This is a genomic window from Mycobacterium sp. IDUB_21, from assembly GCF_055419425.1.
This window is the reverse complement of sequence record NZ_JBVAXQ010000006.1, coordinates 24,701-41,506: the sequence shown is the minus strand read 5'-3', so window position 1 is coordinate 41,506 and position 16,806 is coordinate 24,701. Positions and strand designations below refer to the sequence as shown.

Sequence of the window (16,806 nt, the reverse complement as noted above, 5' to 3'; positions counted from 1 at the left end):
GCACGGTTCGCTCGGCGTGGCCGGCTGCCCCAGCGGCACCGCGGAGCAACTTGTGCTTGGTCCGCCGCTGGACTGAGGGGATCCAGCGGCGGCCAACTTCATTCCGGTTCGGCGGCCGCGGCTAGCTGCGGCGAGTTCGGGCAGCGCCGATCGCCCGGTCCCACAGCAGCAGTGCGGCGGCCTTCAACTGGGCCGGCTTGGCCAGGTCCTTGGCCATCAGCGTGGCAGCCGCTGCCTTGGTCTTCACCGACGCCTTCGACATGTGGCCGGAGTCGAACGGCGGCTGCGGGTCGTATTCCATCGACAATTGGATGGCCTTCGCGCGGTCCTCGCCACCGATCCGCCCGGCCAGCCACAGGCCCAGGTCGATGCCGGCCGAGACTCCCGCGCAGGTGACGATGTCGCCCTCATGCACGATGCGTTCGTCACCGACCGGGGTCACGCCGAATGTCTTGAGCGCGGGGAGCGCCATCCAATGCGAGGTGGCCCGCTTGCCGGCCAGCAGACCGGCGGCGGCAAGGATGACCGAACCCGAGCACACCGATGCGGTCCAGGTCGCGGTCCGGTGAGCCCGCCGCAACCAGTCCAGCAGCGTCTCGTCGCGGGCATATTCCACCGACGTCATCCCACCCGGTACCAAAATGACGTCGGGGGAAGGTGTTTCGTCGAATGAATGGGTGGCTCCCACGACGAGGACACCGGAATCGGCGGTGATCGGTCCCGGCTCGTGCCACAGGAAGCGCACCTGTGCGTGCGGCAGCCAACGCAGCACCTCGTAGGGGCCGATGAAATCCAGCGCGGTGAAACCGGGATACAGCACGATCGCGATCTGCATGGGGGAGTCCTTTCAGGGGTCAGGCGAAGGTCTTGCGGTAGCGGTCGGGCGAGACACCGAGCCGACGGATGAAGGTGCGGCGCAGGGTTTCCGCGGTGCCGAAGCCGCACCGGCCGGCGATCGCGACAACGGTGTCGTCGGTCTCCTCGAGTTGTCGGCGCGCGGCCTCGGTACGTACCTGCTCCACGTAGGCGCCGGGAGCGATTCCGACCTCGTCGGTGAAGACCCGGGTGAAGTGCCGGGGACTCATCGCGGCCCGGGCCGCCAGCTCGGGAATCCGGTGCGCGCCAGCAGGTTCGCGCTCGATCAGCTCCTGCACATCGCGGATCGGCGTGCGACGGGCCCTCGGCAGCCAGGCCGGAGCCGCGAACTGGGACTGCCCGCCGGGCCGGCGCAGATACAGCACCAGCCAGCGAGCCACCGTCTGCGCCACCTCGGTTCCGTGATCCTCTTCAACCAACGCCAGCGCCAGATCGATACCGGCGGTGACACCCGCCGCGGTCCACACCGACTCAGAACTGCGCACGACGATGGGTTCGGGATCGACGGCGACCGCGGGGAACTCGCGCGCCAGTGCGTCAGCGAACGCCCAATGCGTGGTGGCGCGGAACCCGTCGAGCAGGCCGGCCTGTGCGGCCAGGAACGCGCCGGTGCACACGCTGACCGTCCGCCGGGCGTGGGCCGCAGCGGTGCGGATCCACGCCAGGGTCTCCGCGTCGCTCCGTGTCGCCTCGACGCCGGTGCCCCCGGGAAGTACCACCGTGTCGAGAGCCCGGGTGGGGTCGGGCAGCACGGTCGTTGCGATGGCCAGCCCACTGCTGGTGGCGATCGCCTCGCCGCCGAGGCTGGCCACCGTGACGTCGTACCCGTCCTCGCCGCGGCCGTCGCCGAGCAGCGCCAGCGACGCCGTTGCGAACACCTCCGCCGGCCCGAACACATCCAGCGCCTGGATGCCGGGATAGCCGAGGATGACGACTTTGCGGGTCACGCCATCAGTGTCTGCCGCCGGACACGATGGCGTCTACGTCATACATCCCACATATCAGGACAGGGAACTGTCTGCTCGCGGTGTTGCGGGCGACCCGGGCAATGCAACAGGCCCCCAAGGGATCACCTCGGGGGCCTGCGCGGTCTGTGCGGTTGTGAGGCTTTAGAACGCCGCCTCGTCGAGCTCCATGATGTCGTTGTCGATGGCGTCGATCACCGAGCGAGTGCTGGTCAGCAACGGCAGGAAGTTCTTGGTGAAGAACGACGCCACCGCGATCTTGCCCTCGTAGAAGGCCCGGTCGGCACCTTCGGCGCCGGCGTCGAGCTTCTCGACGGCCACTGCGGCCTGACGCGCCAGCAGCCAGCCGATCACCAGGTCGCCGACGCTCATCAGGAAGCGCACCGAACCCAGACCCACCTTGTAGATGCTGGAGATGTCCTCCTGCGCGGCCATCAGGTAGCCGGTCAGCGTCGCCGCCATGCCCTGGACGTCGGCCAGTGCGGTGGCCAGCAACTCGCGCTCCGCCTTCAGCCGGCCGTTGCCGGACTCGTTGGCGATGAACGCCTCGATCTCGCCCGCGACGTGCGCCAGCGCCTGCCCCTTGTCCCGGATGATCTTGCGGAAGAAGAAGTCCTGCGCCTGAATCGCCGTGGTGCCCTCGTAGAGCGAGTCGATCTTGGCGTCGCGGATGTACTGCTCGATCGGGTAGTCCTGCAGGAAGCCCGAACCGCCCAGGGTCTGCAGGCTCTCGGTGAGCTTGGCGTAGGCCTGCTCGGAGCCGACGCCCTTGACGATCGGCAGCAGCAGGTCGTTGATGCGGACGGCGAGATCAGGCTCAACGTCGTGCAGAGCCTTGGCCACCGCGGCGTCCTGGTAGCTGGCGGTGTAGATGTACAGCGCCCGCAGACCCTCGGCGTAAGCCTTCTGGGTCATCAGCGACCGGCGGACGTCCGGGTGGTGGGTGATGGTCACCCGCGGCGCGGCCTTGTCGGTCATCTGGGTCAGGTCGGCGCCCTGCACCCGCTCCTTGGCGTACTCCAGCGCGTTGAGGTAGCCGGTGGACAGCGTGGCGATCGCCTTGGTGCCCACCATCATCCGGGCCTGCTCGATCACGTCGAACATCTGGGCGATGCCGTTGTGCACCTCGCCGACCAGCCAGCCCTTGGCCGGAACCCCGTGCTGGCCGAAGGTCAGCTCACAGGTGGCCGAGACCTTCAGGCCCATCTTGTGCTCGACGTTGGTGACGAATGCGCCGTTGCGCTCACCGAGCTCGCCGGTGGAGAAGTCGAACAGGAACTTCGGCACGAAGAACAGCGACAGGCCCTTGGTGCCCGGCTTGGCGCCCTCGGGGCGGGCCAGCACCAGGTGGAAGATGTTCTCGAACAGGTCGTCGGAGTCAGCGGAGGTGATGAACCGCTTGACGCCGTCGATGTGCCACGAGCCGTCGTCCTGCTGGATGGCTTTGGTGCGCCCGGCGCCCACATCCGAGCCGGCGTCCGGCTCGGTGAGCACCATGGTCGAGCCCCAACCGCGCTCGGCGGCGATGACCGCCCACTTCTTCTGCTCTTCGGTGGCCACGTGGTAGAAGATGTTGGCGAAACCGGCGCCGCCGGCGTACATCCATACGGCCGGGTTGGCGCCGAGGATGTGCTCGTGCAGCGACCACATCAGCGCCTTGGGCATCGCCATGCCGCCGAGTTGTTCGTCGATGCCGGCCCTGTCCCATCCGCCCTCCAGGGTGGCGCGCACCGACTTCTTGAAGGACTCGGGCAGCGTCACGGTGTGCGTGGCCGGGTCGAACACCGGCGGGTTGCGGTCACCGTCGACGAACGAGTCAGCAATCGGACCCTCGGCCAGTCGGACCATCTCGCCGAGCATCTCCGTAGCGGTGTCGACGTCCAGGTCGGCGTACTCGCCCTGGCCGAAGACCCGGTCCAGGCCGAATACCTCGAACAGGTTGAATACCTGGTCACGGACATTGCTCTTGTAGTGGCTCACTACTTCCTCCTCATGGAATGCCACCTGCGGTTGGGTACTCAGGCTTAAGTTACCCACCAGTAACGTGTCCTGAAATATACCCCCTGGAGGCCACAACGCAAGCTAGTGTGAGCTACATCCTGGTATCTAACTAACCAACTAGTTGGTCTCACCTGGTCGGCCCGTGGGTCGCAGCCGCTCCGCCAATGCCATGTCACTGCGGGTAGGGTTCTTCAGCGACCAGATCCGACGACCAGATTCGATGACGTGAACGAGTCCCCGGTGAATCCCCCCGTGAGTCCCCCGAGCGACCTGACCCCGCTGACGCCATCGTCGCTGCGGGAGGCGTTCGGGCATTTCCCGTCCGGGGTGGTGGCAGTCGCGGCCGAGGTCGACGGAGTCCGGGTCGGGCTGGCTGCCAGCACCTTCGTCCCGGTGTCGCTGGAGCCGCCCCTGGTGTCGTTCTGCGTGCAGAACACCTCGACGACGTGGCCGAAACTCAAGGACTCACCCCGGTTGGGCATCAGCGTGCTCGGCGAGGCTCACGACTGCGCGGCACGCACCCTGGCCGCCAAGACCGGTGACCGGTTCGCCGGGCTGGAGACGGTGACCAACGAGGGTGCGGTGTTCATCAAGGGCACCGGAGTGTGGTTGGGCAGCGCGGTTGAACAGTTGGTTCCCGCCGGCGACCACACCATTGTGGTGCTGCGGGTCTGCGATGTCACGGTTGACCCGGAGGTCACGCCGATTGTGTTTCACCGCAGCGGTTTCCGCCGGCTCGGGGGCTAGTCGCCGCTTCGGTGCGGCTTCGTCGAAGATGCGATAGCCGCCGCAGATGTGTTGCTATGGGCAGATGGCGACACTGCGCAGTGAACCAGGACAGTTGCGGTCCACGGCCGAGACGCTGGTGGTCGAGGCCGCCGAATTCGTGCGGCGGCGCCGCGCCGAGGTGTTCGGCGCGGATGCGGCCGAATCGGCCCCCGACCTGGTCCAGACGAAAAGCAGTCCGACCGATCCGGTGACGGTGGTCGACACCGAGACCGAGCGCTTCATCCGGGATCGGCTGGCGCAACTGCGGCCCGGCGATGCGGTGTTGGGCGAGGAAGGCGGCGGCTCGGGCGACGTTTCCGGCCGTGAACCCGGCGCCGTCACCTGGGTGGTGGACCCGATCGACGGCACCGTCAACTTCATGTACGACGTACCGGCCTACGCGGTGTCGGTGGCGGCGCAGATCGGCGGGGCGTCGGTGGCCGGCGCGGTCGCGGATGTGGTCGGTGACCGGATCTACTCGGCCGGCGCCGGGCTGGGCGCGCAGGTCACCGACCGCGCGGGCACCGCGGCGCTGCGCTGCGCCGACGTCACCGAACTGTCCGTGGCACTGCTGGGTACCGGATTCGGGTATTCGCCGCGGCGCCGGGCCGCGCAGGCGGCGTTACTGGCCCGACTGCTGCCGAGGGTGCGCGACGTGCGTCGGATCGGATCGGCGGCCCTGGATCTCTGCATGGTGGCCGCCGGGCGGCTGGATGTGTATTTCGAGCACGGGATCAAGCCATGGGATTACGCGGCCGGAGCGTTGATCGCAGCCGAGGCGGGTGCGCGGGTGATGCTGCCGGGCCCGGAGATCGACAGCGGAGAAGTGATCATCGCCGCAGCGCCGGGCATCGCCGACGAATTCATCGAGCTATTGCGGCAAGTAGATGGTTTGACGCCGATCTCGCAGTAGTCGCCCGCCCCGACTGAATTGTGATCAGCTTCACTATTGTGTCGCATTATTGCGTATCACGGGTTGACCCCGGTTTGATCACGTCGGTATAACGGATCGTGCGGATGCGCCCTGGGGCCCGATCGCGACGACGCGGTAATCGCTGGCTGGGCGCATCATCTGCTGTCAAAACCCAGGAGGTCCAGCGTCGTAACAGCCGGGGCTCTCGATAGCTCTCGAATATGCCTCGATATAGCCGCGACCAGCGGCATTACAGGTTGCTAGGCACGTAACTAGAGATGGCAAAGTAACAGATTGTGTAGGTCGAAAAGATGACGACTTCATTTGCAGTGGAGACCACTGAGTCCGCCAGGGGCGGGCATAATTCGAATCCAATTCCCCAGATCGCCCTCAATGACCAGGTGACCATGCCCGTGCTCGGGCTCGGGGTTGCCAAACTGTCCGACGAAGAGACCGAGGCCTCGTTGCTGGCCGCCCTGCAGGGCGGGTGCCGGCTGATCGACACCGCCGCCTCCTACGGCAACGAAGCGGTGGTCGGCCGCGCCATCGAGGCGTCCGGAATCCCGCGGTCCGAGTTGTTCGTCAGCACCAAGCTCGGCACGTCTCGACAGGGTTACACCAGTGCGCTGGACGCCTGCCGGGAGAGCATCGACCGGCTCGGGCTGGACTACCTGGACAGTTACCTGATGCATTGGCCGGCCCCGGAGGTGGGCAAGTACCTCGACAGCTGGCAGGCCATGATCGATGCCCGTGAAGAGGGTCTGGTCCGGTCGATCGGCGTCTGCAACTTCACCGAGGACCTGCTCACCGAACTCGTCGACGAGACATCGGTGGCACCCGCACTCAACCAGGTCGAACTGCACCCGCTGTTCAACCAGGAGAAGCTGCGCCGGTTCCACGCCGAGCACCGCATCGTCACCGAGGCGCACAGCCCGCTGGGCTTCGGCGAGCGGCACGTCATCGTGCGGGTGATCGACAACCCGACCGTGAAGGCGATCGGGGCCGAGCACGACCGCTCACCGGCTCAGGTGCTCATCCGATGGAGCCTGCAGCTGGGCAACGTGGTCACTCCGCGCTCGTCGAAACCGCACCGGATCGCTGAGAACTTCGACGTCTTCGACTTCGAACTGAGCGACGACGACATGGACGAGCTCAACGCGCTGCACAACGGGACCCGGATTCACCACCACCCGATGACCTTCGTGGGGACCTGACCCCGCGGCCGGGAGGCCTGCCCGTCAGGTCTCCCGGTCGGCGAATTCCTTCCACATCTCCGGGTAGGGGCCGCCCAGCGGCGCCGCCGGCGCCAGGATCTCCGATATGGCGGCCAGGTCGTCGGAGGTCAGGTCCAGGTGGACCGCGGCGGCGCTGTCCTGCAGGTAGCCGACATGTTGGGTCCCGACGATCGCCACATGTACGCCGGGTTGCGCCAGTGCCCAGGCGAGCGCCAGCTGGCTCAGCGTCACACCCAGCTCCGCGGCCAGAGATCGAAGTCCCTCAATGACTTTCAGATTGCGCGCGAACCCCTCGCCGGTGAAGATCCCGCTCTGTGCGCGCCAGTCGGCGGCGTCGAACCGGGTGTCGGAGGTGATGGTTCCGGTCAGCAGGCCGTGCGCCAGCGCCCCGTAGACCAGCACACCGATATCGTTCTCCCGGCAGTAGGGGAACAGACTGTCCTGCAGTCCGCGGCGCAGCATGTTGAACGGCGGCTGGACGGTTTCCACCGGCAGCGTGGCCGAGAACTCCGCCATCTGGTCGGCGTCGTAGTTCGACACCCCGACGTGGCAGATCTTGCCCGCCGCAACCAGTTCGGCCAGCGCTCCGGCGGTCTCCGCGGCCGGCACGGCCGGGTCGGGCCAGTGCACCTGATACAGGTCGATGTGATCGATGCCCAGCGCGGCCAGGCTGGTGTCGACATCGTGGCGAAGCCATTCGGGCCTGGCGTCGCGGACCGGGCCGTCGTCGGTCTCACGTAACCCGCCCTTGGTGGCGATCACCAGCTGGTCGCGGGCGTGGTCGAGTTCGTGGCGCAGTGCGGTGCCGAGAATGCGCTCGGCTGTTCCGAAGCCGTACTCGTGCGCGGTGTCGAAGAAGTTGAACCCCAGCTCGCGGGCCCGGCGGACGATCGCGATCGCCCGCTCTTCGTCGACGTCACCCCACGCCCCACTGAACTCCCAGGTGCCCAGCGCCAGGCGTGAGACTCCGAGGCCGCTTCGTCCCAGCGTGGTCGTCTTCACGAGTCAGTCGGATTTGCGGCGGAAGATCTTTCGGCCGGCCCAGGTGATCGGGTCATAGCGGTGACCGACCACCCGCTCCTTCATCGGGATGATGGCGTTGTCGGTGATCTTGATGCCTTCCGGGCACACCTCGGTGCAGCACTTGGTGATGTTGCACAACCCCAGCCCGGCGTCGTCCTGGGCGAAATCGCGCCGGTCGGCGGTGTCGAGCGGGTGCATCTCCAACTCCGCCAGCCGGATGAACATCCGGGGCCCGGCGAAGTTCGGTTTGTTCTCCTCGTGGTCGCGGATGACGTGGCAGACGTTCTGGCACAGGAAGCACTCGATGCACTTGCGGAACTCCTGGGAGCGCTCGACATCCTTCTGCTGCATCCGGTACTCGCCGGGCTTGAGATCAGCCGGCGGCTTGAACGCCGGTAGCTCACGAGCCTTCTCGTAGTTGAACGACACGTCGGTGACCAGGTCGCGAATCACCGGGAACGTCCGCACCGGGGTCACCGTGACGGTTTGGTCCGGTTCGAACATCGACATCCGGGTCATGCACAGCAGCCGGGGGAACCCGTTGATCTCCGCCGAGCACGAGCCGCACTTTCCGGCCTTGCAGTTCCAGCGCACCGCCAGGTCCGGGGTCTGGGTCGCCTGCAGCCGGTGGATGACGTCGAGCACCACCTCGCCCTCGTTGACCTCGACCTCGAAGTTCTGCAGCTCACCGCCGTCGAGGTCACCGCGCCAGACGCGCAGCTGGGCGTTGTATGTCATTAGGCTCTCCGTCCCGGATGTTGCGCCAGCTCTTGGTCGGTGTAGTACTTCTCCAACTCGGAGATCTCGAACAGCTCCAGCAGGTCCTCACGCATCCCGGACTGGGACTCCGGGGTGATCGTGATGTCGGGGACCGCGCTGTCATCCGAGACCCGACAGACCAGCAGGGTCTGGCGCCAGTTCGAGTCCATGCCCGGGTGGTCGTCGCGGGTGTGCCCGCCGCGGCTCTCGGTCCGCTGCAGGGCGGCCTTGGCCACGCACTCGCTGACCAGCAGCATATTGCGCAGGTCGACGGCCAGGTGCCAGCCCGGGTTGTAGTGCCGGCCGCCCTCGACGGCGACGGCGGCGAATCGGGCCTTGAACTCCTCGAGTCGGGCCAGGGCCTGCTCCAGCTCGCCGGCATTGCGGATGATGCCGACCAGGTCGTTCATCGACTGTTGCAGATCGGAGTGCAGGGTGTACGGGTTCTCCCCGGCAGCGGCGCCGCTCGGGCCGTCGAACGGTGCCAGCGCCAACTTCGCTGCGGCGTCCAGTGCCGCCGGTGCCACGGTCGGTCTACTCGGCAGCTGCCGCAGGTATTCCGCGGCGCCCAGGCCGGCGCGGCGGCCGAAGACCAAAAGGTCAGAAAGGGAGTTGCCGCCCAACCGGTTGGACCCGTGCATCCCGCCCGAGCATTCGCCGGCGGCGAACAGTCCTGGGACGACCGACGCGCCGGTGTCCGGGTCGACCTCGATGCCGCCCATCACGTAGTGGCAGGTGGGGCCGACTTCCATTGCGTCCTTGGTGATGTCGACCTCGGCCAGCTGCATGAACTGGTGGTACATCGAGGGCAGCCGGCGCTTGATCTCCTCCGACGTCAGCCGCGAGGCGATGTCCAGGAATACCCCGCCGTGCGGTGAACCGCGGCCGGCTTTGACTTCGGAGTTGATGGCGCGGGCCACCTCGTCGCGGGGCAGCAGGTCAGGGGTGCGCCGAGCCGAGTCGTTGTCCTTGAGCCACTGGTCGGCCTCTTGCTCGGTCTCGGCGTACTGGCCCTTGAACACCGGTGGGATGTAATCGAACATGAACCGCGTTCCGTCGGAGTTCTTGAGCACCCCGCCGTCGCCGCGCACGCCCTCGGTGACCAGAATCCCCTTCACGCTGGGCGGCCACACCATCCCGGTCGGATGGAACTGGACGAATTCCATATTGATCAGCGTCGCGCCGGCCCGCAGTGCCAGCGCGTGCCCGTCGCCGGTGTACTCCCAGGAATTCGACGTCACCTTGAATGACTTACCGATACCGCCGGTAGCCAGCACCACCGCCGGCGACTCGAACAACACGAATGCGCCGCTTTCGCGCCAGTAGCCGAATGCGCCCGAAATGGCGCCGGTAGCATCATCTTTGAGCAATTCGGTGATGGTGCACTCGTGGAACACCTTGATCTTGGCCTCGTAGTCACCGAACTCCGCGAAATCATCCTGCTGCAGCGAGACCACCTTCTGCTGCATGGTGCGGATCAACTCCAGGCCGGTGCGGTCCCCGACGTGGGCCAGCCGCGGATAGGTGTGACCACCGAAGTTGCGCTGGTTGATCTTTCCCTCTTTGGTGCGGTCGAACAATGCGCCGTAGGTCTCCAGCTCCCAGACCCGCTCCGGAGCCTCCCGGGCGTGCAGTTCGGCCATCCGCCAGTTGTTGAGGAACTTCCCGCCGCGCATGGTGTCACGGAAGTGCACCTGCCAGTTGTCCTTGGAGTTGACGTTGCCCATCGACGCCGCGCAGCCGCCCTCGGCCATCACGGTGTGCGCCTTGCCGAACAGCGACTTGCACACCACCGCCACGCTCAGGCCCTGCTGACGGGCTTCGATGACCGCGCGCAGGCCCGCGCCGCCGGCACCGATCACGACCACGTCGTAGGAGTGCCGTTCGACTTCAACCATGAATTCTCGCTTACCCTTCGTGTGAATGCGGCTGTCGGCGTAGCGGTTCAGCCGATGAACCGGAAATCGGTGATGACACCACTGGCCACCATCCAGATGTAGAAGTCGGTGAAAGCCAGCGTGCCCAGCGTTATCCAGGCGAACTGCTGGTGCCGGCCGTTGAACCAGCTGATCTTCGTCCAGAACCAGTAGCGGACCGGGTGCTTGGAGAAGTGGTTGAGGCGTCCGCCGAACACGTGCCGGCAGGAATGGCAGCCACCGGTGTAGGCCCACAACATCGCCACGTTGGTGAACAAGACGATGTTGCCCACTCCGAACCCGAAGCCGCCCGGGCCGGTGTCGGAGTGCAGCGCCACGATCGCGTCGTAGGTGTTCAGCATCGCCAGCGCGAAGGCGGCGTAGAAGAAGTAGCGGTGGCTGTTCTGCATGATCAGCGGGAACCGGGTCTCACCGGTGTAGTGGGCGCGGGGTTCCGGGACGGCGCACGCCGTCGGCGACTGCCAGTAGGCCCGATAGTAGGCCTTTCGGTAGTAGTAGCAGGTGAGCCGGAAGCACAGCAGGAACGGCAATACCAATGCGCCCAACGGTATCCATCGGGGAAATTCCGGCAGCCAGACGCCGAGGTGACTGGAGCCGGACACGCACGACGCACTGATGCACGGTGAGTAGAACGGCGTCAGATAGTGGTACTGGTCAACCCAGTAGGAGCTGCCCCAGAAGGACCGGACCGTCGCGTAGACGATGAACAGGTTCAGCCCGAGGTTCACCCGAAGTGGTGACAGCCACCAGCGGTCGGTGCGCAGGGTGCGATTCGCGATCCGTGCGCGAGTCGCCGAGAAGACGCCGGTGCCAGGACGGTTCACGGCGGGTGCGCTCATCTGGGGGGTTCCCTTCGGCTGGGTTCGTCGGAGGGCGCCCCTTTGCAAGCCTTTGCAAGCAGCACCCGGTGGGGTCAGTACCTGCCCTGGCCGCCGACGCCCTCGTCGTCGACGTCACGCCAGAATTCGCTGTCGTACTCGGTGTCGGGGATCGCGATCTTCTCCTGGGCGCGCTCGGCGGCCCAGCGCTGCAGGTCGAGTTCGCCGGCGTCGGATTCGAGGAGTTGGACGTCGGTCAGGATGCGCTCGGCGTCCATCTCGATCCGGCGCATCCCGGGAATGTCGCCGAAGCGGGTCTTCAGTCCCAGCACGCAGCGCCGCAGGTCGCCGATCAGGGCGTGCAGTTCGGCGAGTTCGGTAGTGCTCGACACCGGTGCCTCCTCAGGTGGTACGGATCACAGTACGTTCACCCGATGCTAGTCACATCCCGAACGGGACGTGAGACAGATCACGTTGCCCGCGCGACAGGTTGGGCGCGCGAAAAACCCCCACACACGCTGTGTGCGGGGGTTTTCCGGGCCGCGAGGGCTTAGCCGGTTACTTGGCCCTGCTCCTTGGTGATGGCGATCGTTTGCGGCTGGGTGCCCGCGTAGACGCCGGCCACCCGCACGGTCAGCACGCCGGCGTCATACGACGCCGATACAGCGTCACCGGTGACGTGTGCCGGGACCGCGAACGAGCGGCGGAAGGAGCCGTAGCGCACCTCACGCAGCGTGCGGTTGGCGTCGGCAGGGTCGGTGCCGGCGTACTCGTCGCGGCGTTCGCCGTGGACGACCAGCCGCCCACCGTCGAGCTCGACGGTCACATCCTTGTCGACGTCGATGCCGGGGAGTTCCAGGCGGACCACCGCGTCCTCGCCGTCCTTGGTGATCTCGGCGGCGGGCCGGAAGCCGCTCGGTGCGGGTGTTCTCCAGTCGGTGGCCGTGGCCGGGCCGAAGAAGTCGCGAACCCACCGGTCGGTGTCGAACGCGGGACTGAAGGGGGGCTTGAACGGACGTTGCCACAGGGTCAGGGTGCTCATCGGTGTCCCTACCTTTCTTTCAAGGGTGATGGCTGCGTGCCGGTCGGGTGCCGGCCCGTCATTGGGTAGAACTTGAGTCGGCCACGCTAAAGTTCCGCGTTCGCCGACGGTGAACAACCCCACAGTCGCTGGGCTCGGTGAACGCCCTCACACGCTGGTGAGCACACCGTCACACGCTCGTAACGCATGGCGATATTGTCGCAATATCGGCTTTCTAGTCTCATTCGCATGAGCCCGATCGAAACTCCCCGCGCTGTGCGGGATCTTGTCGTGGTCGGCCACGGCATGGTGGGCCACCGCTTCGTGGAGGCGCTGCGCAGCCGGTCCGACAGCGGAAGCTGGCGGGTCACCGTGCTCGCCGAGGAGTCCGACCCGGCCTACGACCGGGTCGGCCTGACCTCCTACACCGACGGCTGGGATCGATCCAGACTGGCGCTGCCCGGAAATGACTACGCCGGCGACGATCACGTGCGCTTGCTGCTGCGCTCCCGGGTGACCGAACTCGACCTGGCGGCCAAGTCGGTGCTCGCGGGGGACGGACAGCGCTACGGCTACGACACGCTGGTGCTGGCGACCGGGTCTCGCGCATTCGTCCCGCCGGTTCCCGGCCACGACCTGCCCGGCTGCCACGTCTACCGGACCCTGGACGACCTCGACGGCATCCGCGCCGACATCGCGTGCATGGTGGAAGCCGGCCACACCCACGCCGGAGTGGTGATCGGGGGCGGGCTGCTGGGGCTGGAAGCGGCGAACGCGCTTCGCGCCTCCGGCATCGAACCGCACATCGTCGAGATGGCTCCACGACTGATGCCGCAGCAACTCGACGACGCCGGCGGCGTGCTGCTCAGTCGGATGATCTCCGAGTTGGGCATCGCGGTGCACGTCGGCGTGGGCACCGAGTCGATCGAGCAGCTCACCCACCAGTACGGCTCGCCCACCCTGCGGGTGCGACTCTCCGACGGCAACGTGATCGAGGCCGGCCTGGTGATCTTCGCGGCCGGTGTGCGCCCGCGCGACGAACTGGCGCGCGAGGCCGGCCTGGCCATCGCCGAGCGTGGCGGCGTCCTGACGGATCTGTCCTGCCGGACCAGCGACCCCGACGTGTATGCGATCGGGGAGGTGGCCGCCATCGAAGGCTGCTGCTACGGCCTGGTCGGGCCTGGTTACACCAGCGCCGAGGTGGTCGCCGACCGGCTGCTGGAAGGTGCCGCCGAATTCGGTGAAGCCGACATGTCCACCAAGCTCAAGCTGCTCGGCGTCGACGTGGCCAGCTTCGGTGACGCGATGGGGGCCACCGCGAACTCGCTCTCGGTGGTGATCAACGACCCGGTGAAGCGCACCTACGCCAAGCTGGTGCTCTCCGACGACGCCAAGACCCTGCTCGGGGGCATTCTCGTCGGTGACGCATCCTCCTACGGCGTGCTGCGCCCGATGGTCGGCGCCGAGTTGCCCGGCGACCCGCTGGACCTGCTCGCTCCGGCCGGCTCCGGTAACGGAGGCAAGACTTCGCTGGGGATCAGTGCGCTGCCCGGGGCGGCGCAGATCTGCTCCTGCAACAACGTCAGCAAGACGCAACTGTGCAATGCGATCGCCGATGGCTGTCACGACGTGCAGGCACTGAAGGACCGCACCAAGGCCGGAACCTCGTGTGGTTCCTGCATTCCGCTGCTCAAAGAGCTGCTGATCGCCGAGGGGGTGGAGCAGTCCAAGTCGCTGTGCGAACACTTCGTCCAGTCGCGCGCTGAACTCTTCGAGATCATCCAGGTCACCGGGATCCGCACCTTCTCCGAACTGCTGGAGCGATTCGGCAAAGGCCACGGCTGCGACATCTGCAAACCGACCGTCGCCTCCATCCTGGCCTCCACCGGCTCCGAGCACATCCTGGACGGTGAGCAGGCCGCACTGCAGGACTCCAACGATCACTTCCTGGCCAATATTCAGCGCAACGGCAGCTACTCGGTGGTTCCCCGGGTGCCAGGCGGTGAGATCAAGCCCGAGCACCTGATCCTGATCGGCCAGATCGCCCAGGAGTTCGGTCTCTACACCAAGATCACCGGCGGGCAGCGCATCGATATGTTCGGCGCCCGTGTCGATCAGCTGCCGGACATCTGGCGCAAGTTGGTCGATGCCGGTATGGAATCCGGTCAGGCATACGGCAAGTCGCTCCGTACCGTGAAGAGCTGCGTGGGCAGTGACTGGTGCCGCTACGGGCAGCAGGACTCCGTGAAGATGGCCGTCGACTTGGAGCTGCGCTATCGGGGACTGCGCGCACCGCACAAGATCAAGATGGGTGTGTCCGGTTGCGCCCGGGAGTGCGCCGAGGCTCGCGGCAAGGACGTCGGGGTGATCGCCACCGAGATCGGCTGGAATCTCTATGTCGGTGGCAACGGCGGTATGTCGCCCAAGCACGCCGAGTTGCTGGCGTCAGACCTCGACACCGAGACGGTGTTCCGCTATGTCGACAGGTTCCTGATGTTCTACATCCGCACCGCGGATCGGCTGCAGCGCACCGCGCCGTGGATCGAGTCGATCGAAGGCGGGCTCGACCACATCCGCGAGGTCGTCTGCGAGGACTCACTCGGGCTGGCTGACGAATTCGAGACGGCGATGGCCCGCCACGTCGACAACTACGCCGACGAATGGAAGGGGGTGCTCGACGATCCCGAGAAGCTGTCGCGCTTCGTGTCGTTCGTCAACGCTCCCGACGCCGAAGACCCCACCGTCGCGTTCACCGAACGCGACGGCCGCAAGATCCCCTTACCCATCCCGGTACTGCGCTCATCTGAGGAGGCATCATGATCACCGCCAACAACATTGAGGCATGGACCACCGCCTGCCGGTACGACCAGCTGATTCCCGGCCTCGGCGTGGGTGTGCTGCTCGACAACGGCAAACAGGCGGCACTGTTCCGCCTCGACGACGACTCGGTACACGCGGTGTGCAACGTCGATCCGTTCTTCCACGCGGCGGTGTTGTCCCGGGGGATCGTCGGTGACCGCGGTGGCCGGCTGTCCGTCATCTCGCCGCTGAAGAAGCAGGCATTCGCGTTCGACGACGGCAGTTGTCTGGATGATCCCCGGATCTCGGTTCGGGTATACCCGACCCGGATCGTGGACGGCTACGTGCAGATCGGCCGCGTCGCCGCCCTTCGGGCCGCCGCTTAGTCGCTCGGGCGAAGCGGGTCACCGTTATGGGCTCAGGTGATCGCAAGCGCGGCGGAGCCGGGCGAAGCGGGTCACCGTTATGGACTCAGGTGATCGCAAGCGCGGCGGAGCCGGGCGAAGCGGGTCACCGTTATGGACTCAGTCGCTCGCCTGGTCCACCGCCAGCCGGTAGCCGCGTTTGACCACGGTGGCGATGATCTTCTTGTCGCCCAAGGCGGTTCGGAGTCGCAACACGGCTGTCTCCACCGCGTGAGTGCGGCTGCCGTTGCCCGGCAAGGAATCCAGTAATTCATCACGAGAGACCACCCTGCCGGGGTGATGGGCCAACGCGCGCAGCGTTGCCATCCCGGCCGGCGACACCGGCTTGGCCACCCCATCGACCATCACGCAACTGCTGCGAACCTCGATCCGGTGGCCGGCGGCGTCCACGGTGTGGGTGCGCAACCGTGGTAGCTGATCCACGATATGGCGAGCCAACGCTCCCAATCGCATTCGTCGCGGTGACGAAGTGGGGACGCCCAAGAGTGACAGCGGCCGGGCAGTCAGCGGACCCACGCACATGGCAACGACGTCCGACCGCAGCGCGCCAACCAGCTCATCGGAGATGCCGAGTTCGGTGGCGCGTGTCAGTGTTGCCAGCACGGCAGCGGCCGAGGTGAAGCTCACGGCATCGAATTGTCGTTGGGCGATCTCGGTGGTCAGTTGGTCGAACTCTCCGCCCGGCCGGACCGCCCGCCACCTGTAGACCCTGATGGGCAGCACATCGGCTCCCGCAGAACGGAATCGGTCGAGTAGCTCGGGAGCCGGATCCAAGCCGCCGCTGGTGCCGTGCAGCTGGACGGCGATGCGGCAGCCGTTGACACCCGATTCCAGCAGATAGGCGAGCACCGCGGCTGACGATTCGGATTCGGGGGACCACTCCTCGCCGAGCCCGGCGGCGCGCAGTGCGCCGACCACCTTCGGCCCACGAGCCACAATCCGCGCCGGACTCAGGGCCGCGATCAGTTCATCGGCGAGTCCCCACCCCTCGGCGGCGGCAATCCAGCCGCGGAATCCGATCGCGGTCGTCACAACCAGAATGTCCGGCGGGTCCGCGATCAAGTCCTCGGTGCGTCTGTGCAATTCGCCGTCATCCGTCAGATCGATCATGTCGATCGCCGGTGCTGCGCAGACGGTGGCGCCGTGGCGCCGCAGCAGGGCGCAGAGCTCGTCAGCCCGACGTGCCGAAGTCACCGCCACCCGGTAGCCGCTCAGCGGCACCTGGTCTGGCCGACTCATCTGGCCGCCACCAGCGTGACGGATCTC

Annotated in this window: 15 protein-coding genes; 5 read left to right on the top strand and 10 right to left on the bottom strand. The window is 66.6% G+C overall.

Annotated features, from left to right (window positions below; translation table 11 throughout):
- Positions 1 to 121 precede the first annotated feature (121 nt).
- From ACZYY4_RS11005 to ACZYY4_RS10995, 3 genes are all read right to left on the bottom strand, one after another.
- A complete protein-coding gene (locus ACZYY4_RS11005) occupies positions 122 to 835 on the bottom strand; it encodes a DJ-1/PfpI family protein (protein ID WP_463810027.1) in 714 nt (237 codons plus the stop codon).
- Positions 836 to 854: 19 nt separating this feature from the next.
- Positions 855 to 1,823, bottom strand: coding sequence for a GlxA family transcriptional regulator (locus ACZYY4_RS11000; RefSeq protein WP_463810026.1), 969 nt, complete (start codon positions 1,821 to 1,823; stop codon positions 855 to 857).
- A 162-nt stretch (positions 1,824 to 1,985) separates the two neighbouring features.
- Complete coding sequence (locus ACZYY4_RS10995) at positions 1,986 to 3,821, bottom strand: acyl-CoA dehydrogenase (RefSeq protein WP_463810025.1); 1,836 nt, start codon at positions 3,819 to 3,821, stop codon at positions 1,986 to 1,988.
- A gap of 291 nt (positions 3,822 to 4,112) precedes the next feature.
- On the opposite strand from ACZYY4_RS10995, the gene ACZYY4_RS10990 reads away from it, so the two are divergent.
- The 3 genes from ACZYY4_RS10990 to ACZYY4_RS10980 all read left to right on the top strand — a co-directional run bounded on the left by ACZYY4_RS10990 (position 4,113) and on the right by ACZYY4_RS10980 (position 6,737).
- A complete protein-coding gene (locus tag ACZYY4_RS10990) occupies positions 4,113 to 4,589 on the top strand; it encodes a flavin reductase family protein (RefSeq protein ID WP_463810208.1) in 477 nt (158 codons plus the stop codon).
- Positions 4,590 to 4,653: 64 nt separating this feature from the next.
- Positions 4,654 to 5,523 carry an inositol monophosphatase family protein gene (locus tag ACZYY4_RS10985; protein WP_463810024.1) on the top strand — a complete coding sequence of 290 codons (870 nt, stop codon included), beginning with the start codon at positions 4,654 to 4,656 and terminating at the stop codon, positions 5,521 to 5,523.
- Between the two features lie 407 nt (positions 5,524 to 5,930).
- A complete protein-coding gene (locus ACZYY4_RS10980; RefSeq protein WP_463810207.1) occupies positions 5,931 to 6,737 on the top strand; it encodes an aldo/keto reductase in 807 nt (268 codons plus the stop codon).
- Between the two features lie 24 nt (positions 6,738 to 6,761).
- Here the strand turns inward: ACZYY4_RS10980 and ACZYY4_RS10975 are convergent, their stop codons facing one another.
- The 6 genes from ACZYY4_RS10975 to ACZYY4_RS10950 form a co-directional block, all read right to left on the bottom strand.
- A complete protein-coding gene (locus ACZYY4_RS10975) occupies positions 6,762 to 7,760 on the bottom strand; it encodes an aldo/keto reductase (protein ID WP_463810023.1) in 999 nt (332 codons plus the stop codon).
- A gap of 3 nt (positions 7,761 to 7,763) precedes the next feature.
- A complete protein-coding gene (locus ACZYY4_RS10970; RefSeq protein WP_463810022.1) occupies positions 7,764 to 8,519 on the bottom strand; it encodes a succinate dehydrogenase/fumarate reductase iron-sulfur subunit in 756 nt (251 codons plus the stop codon).
- Positions 8,519 to 10,438, bottom strand: coding sequence for a fumarate reductase/succinate dehydrogenase flavoprotein subunit (locus tag ACZYY4_RS10965; RefSeq protein ID WP_463810021.1), 1,920 nt, complete (start codon positions 10,436 to 10,438; stop codon positions 8,519 to 8,521). Before ACZYY4_RS10965 ends, ACZYY4_RS10970 begins: the two co-directional genes overlap by 1 nt.
- Positions 10,439 to 10,485: 47 nt before the next feature.
- The gene (locus ACZYY4_RS10960) at positions 10,486 to 11,316 is read right to left on the bottom strand and encodes a hypothetical protein (RefSeq protein ID WP_463810020.1); all 831 of its coding nucleotides are present in this window, start codon (positions 11,314 to 11,316) and stop codon (positions 10,486 to 10,488) included.
- Between the two features lie 74 nt (positions 11,317 to 11,390).
- Positions 11,391 to 11,687: a hypothetical protein gene (locus tag ACZYY4_RS10955; RefSeq protein ID WP_463810019.1), complete on the bottom strand. Its 297-nt coding sequence runs from the start codon at positions 11,685 to 11,687 to the stop codon at positions 11,391 to 11,393.
- Positions 11,688 to 11,845: 158 nt separating this feature from the next.
- Positions 11,846 to 12,337: an Hsp20/alpha crystallin family protein gene (locus tag ACZYY4_RS10950; RefSeq protein ID WP_463810018.1), complete on the bottom strand. Its 492-nt coding sequence runs from the start codon at positions 12,335 to 12,337 to the stop codon at positions 11,846 to 11,848.
- Positions 12,338 to 12,565: 228 nt separating this feature from the next.
- Between ACZYY4_RS10950 and nirB the strand changes: the two genes are divergently transcribed.
- Together nirB and nirD are read left to right on the top strand one after the other, a co-directional pair.
- Positions 12,566 to 15,136, top strand: coding sequence for a nitrite reductase large subunit NirB (gene nirB, locus ACZYY4_RS10945; protein WP_463810017.1), 2,571 nt, complete (start codon positions 12,566 to 12,568; stop codon positions 15,134 to 15,136).
- Complete coding sequence (gene nirD / locus ACZYY4_RS10940) at positions 15,133 to 15,501, top strand: nitrite reductase small subunit NirD (RefSeq protein WP_463810016.1); 369 nt, start codon at positions 15,133 to 15,135, stop codon at positions 15,499 to 15,501. Before nirB ends, nirD begins: the two co-directional genes overlap by 4 nt.
- Before the next feature lie 138 nt (positions 15,502 to 15,639).
- Here nirD and ACZYY4_RS10935 read toward each other — a convergent pair whose 3' ends face one another.
- Complete coding sequence (locus ACZYY4_RS10935) at positions 15,640 to 16,779, bottom strand: uroporphyrinogen-III synthase (RefSeq protein ID WP_463810015.1); 1,140 nt, start codon at positions 16,777 to 16,779, stop codon at positions 15,640 to 15,642.
- Between the last annotated feature and the right edge of the window lie 27 nt (positions 16,780 to 16,806).

Excerpts from the sequence above, each read along its gene's own strand:
- ACZYY4_RS10935 (WP_463810015.1), bottom strand. The coding sequence starts at position 16,779 with ATGAGTCGGCCAGACCAGGTGCCGCTGAGCGGCTACCGGGTGGCGGTG.
- ACZYY4_RS10965 (WP_463810021.1), bottom strand. The coding sequence starts at position 10,438 with ATGGTTGAAGTCGAACGGCACTCCTACGACGTGGTCGTGATCGGTGCC.
- ACZYY4_RS11005 (WP_463810027.1), bottom strand. The coding sequence starts at position 835 with ATGCAGATCGCGATCGTGCTGTATCCCGGTTTCACCGCGCTGGATTTC.
- ACZYY4_RS10985 (WP_463810024.1), top strand. The coding sequence starts at position 4,654 with ATGGCGACACTGCGCAGTGAACCAGGACAGTTGCGGTCCACGGCCGAG.
- ACZYY4_RS10960 (WP_463810020.1), bottom strand. The coding sequence starts at position 11,316 with ATGAGCGCACCCGCCGTGAACCGTCCTGGCACCGGCGTCTTCTCGGCG.
- ACZYY4_RS10970 (WP_463810022.1), bottom strand. The coding sequence starts at position 8,519 with ATGACATACAACGCCCAGCTGCGCGTCTGGCGCGGTGACCTCGACGGC.
- ACZYY4_RS10950 (WP_463810018.1), bottom strand. The coding sequence starts at position 12,337 with ATGAGCACCCTGACCCTGTGGCAACGTCCGTTCAAGCCCCCCTTCAGT.
- nirD (WP_463810016.1), top strand. The coding sequence starts at position 15,133 with ATGATCACCGCCAACAACATTGAGGCATGGACCACCGCCTGCCGGTAC.
- nirB (WP_463810017.1), top strand. The coding sequence starts at position 12,566 with ATGAGCCCGATCGAAACTCCCCGCGCTGTGCGGGATCTTGTCGTGGTC.
- ACZYY4_RS10980 (WP_463810207.1), top strand. The coding sequence starts at position 5,931 with ATGCCCGTGCTCGGGCTCGGGGTTGCCAAACTGTCCGACGAAGAGACC.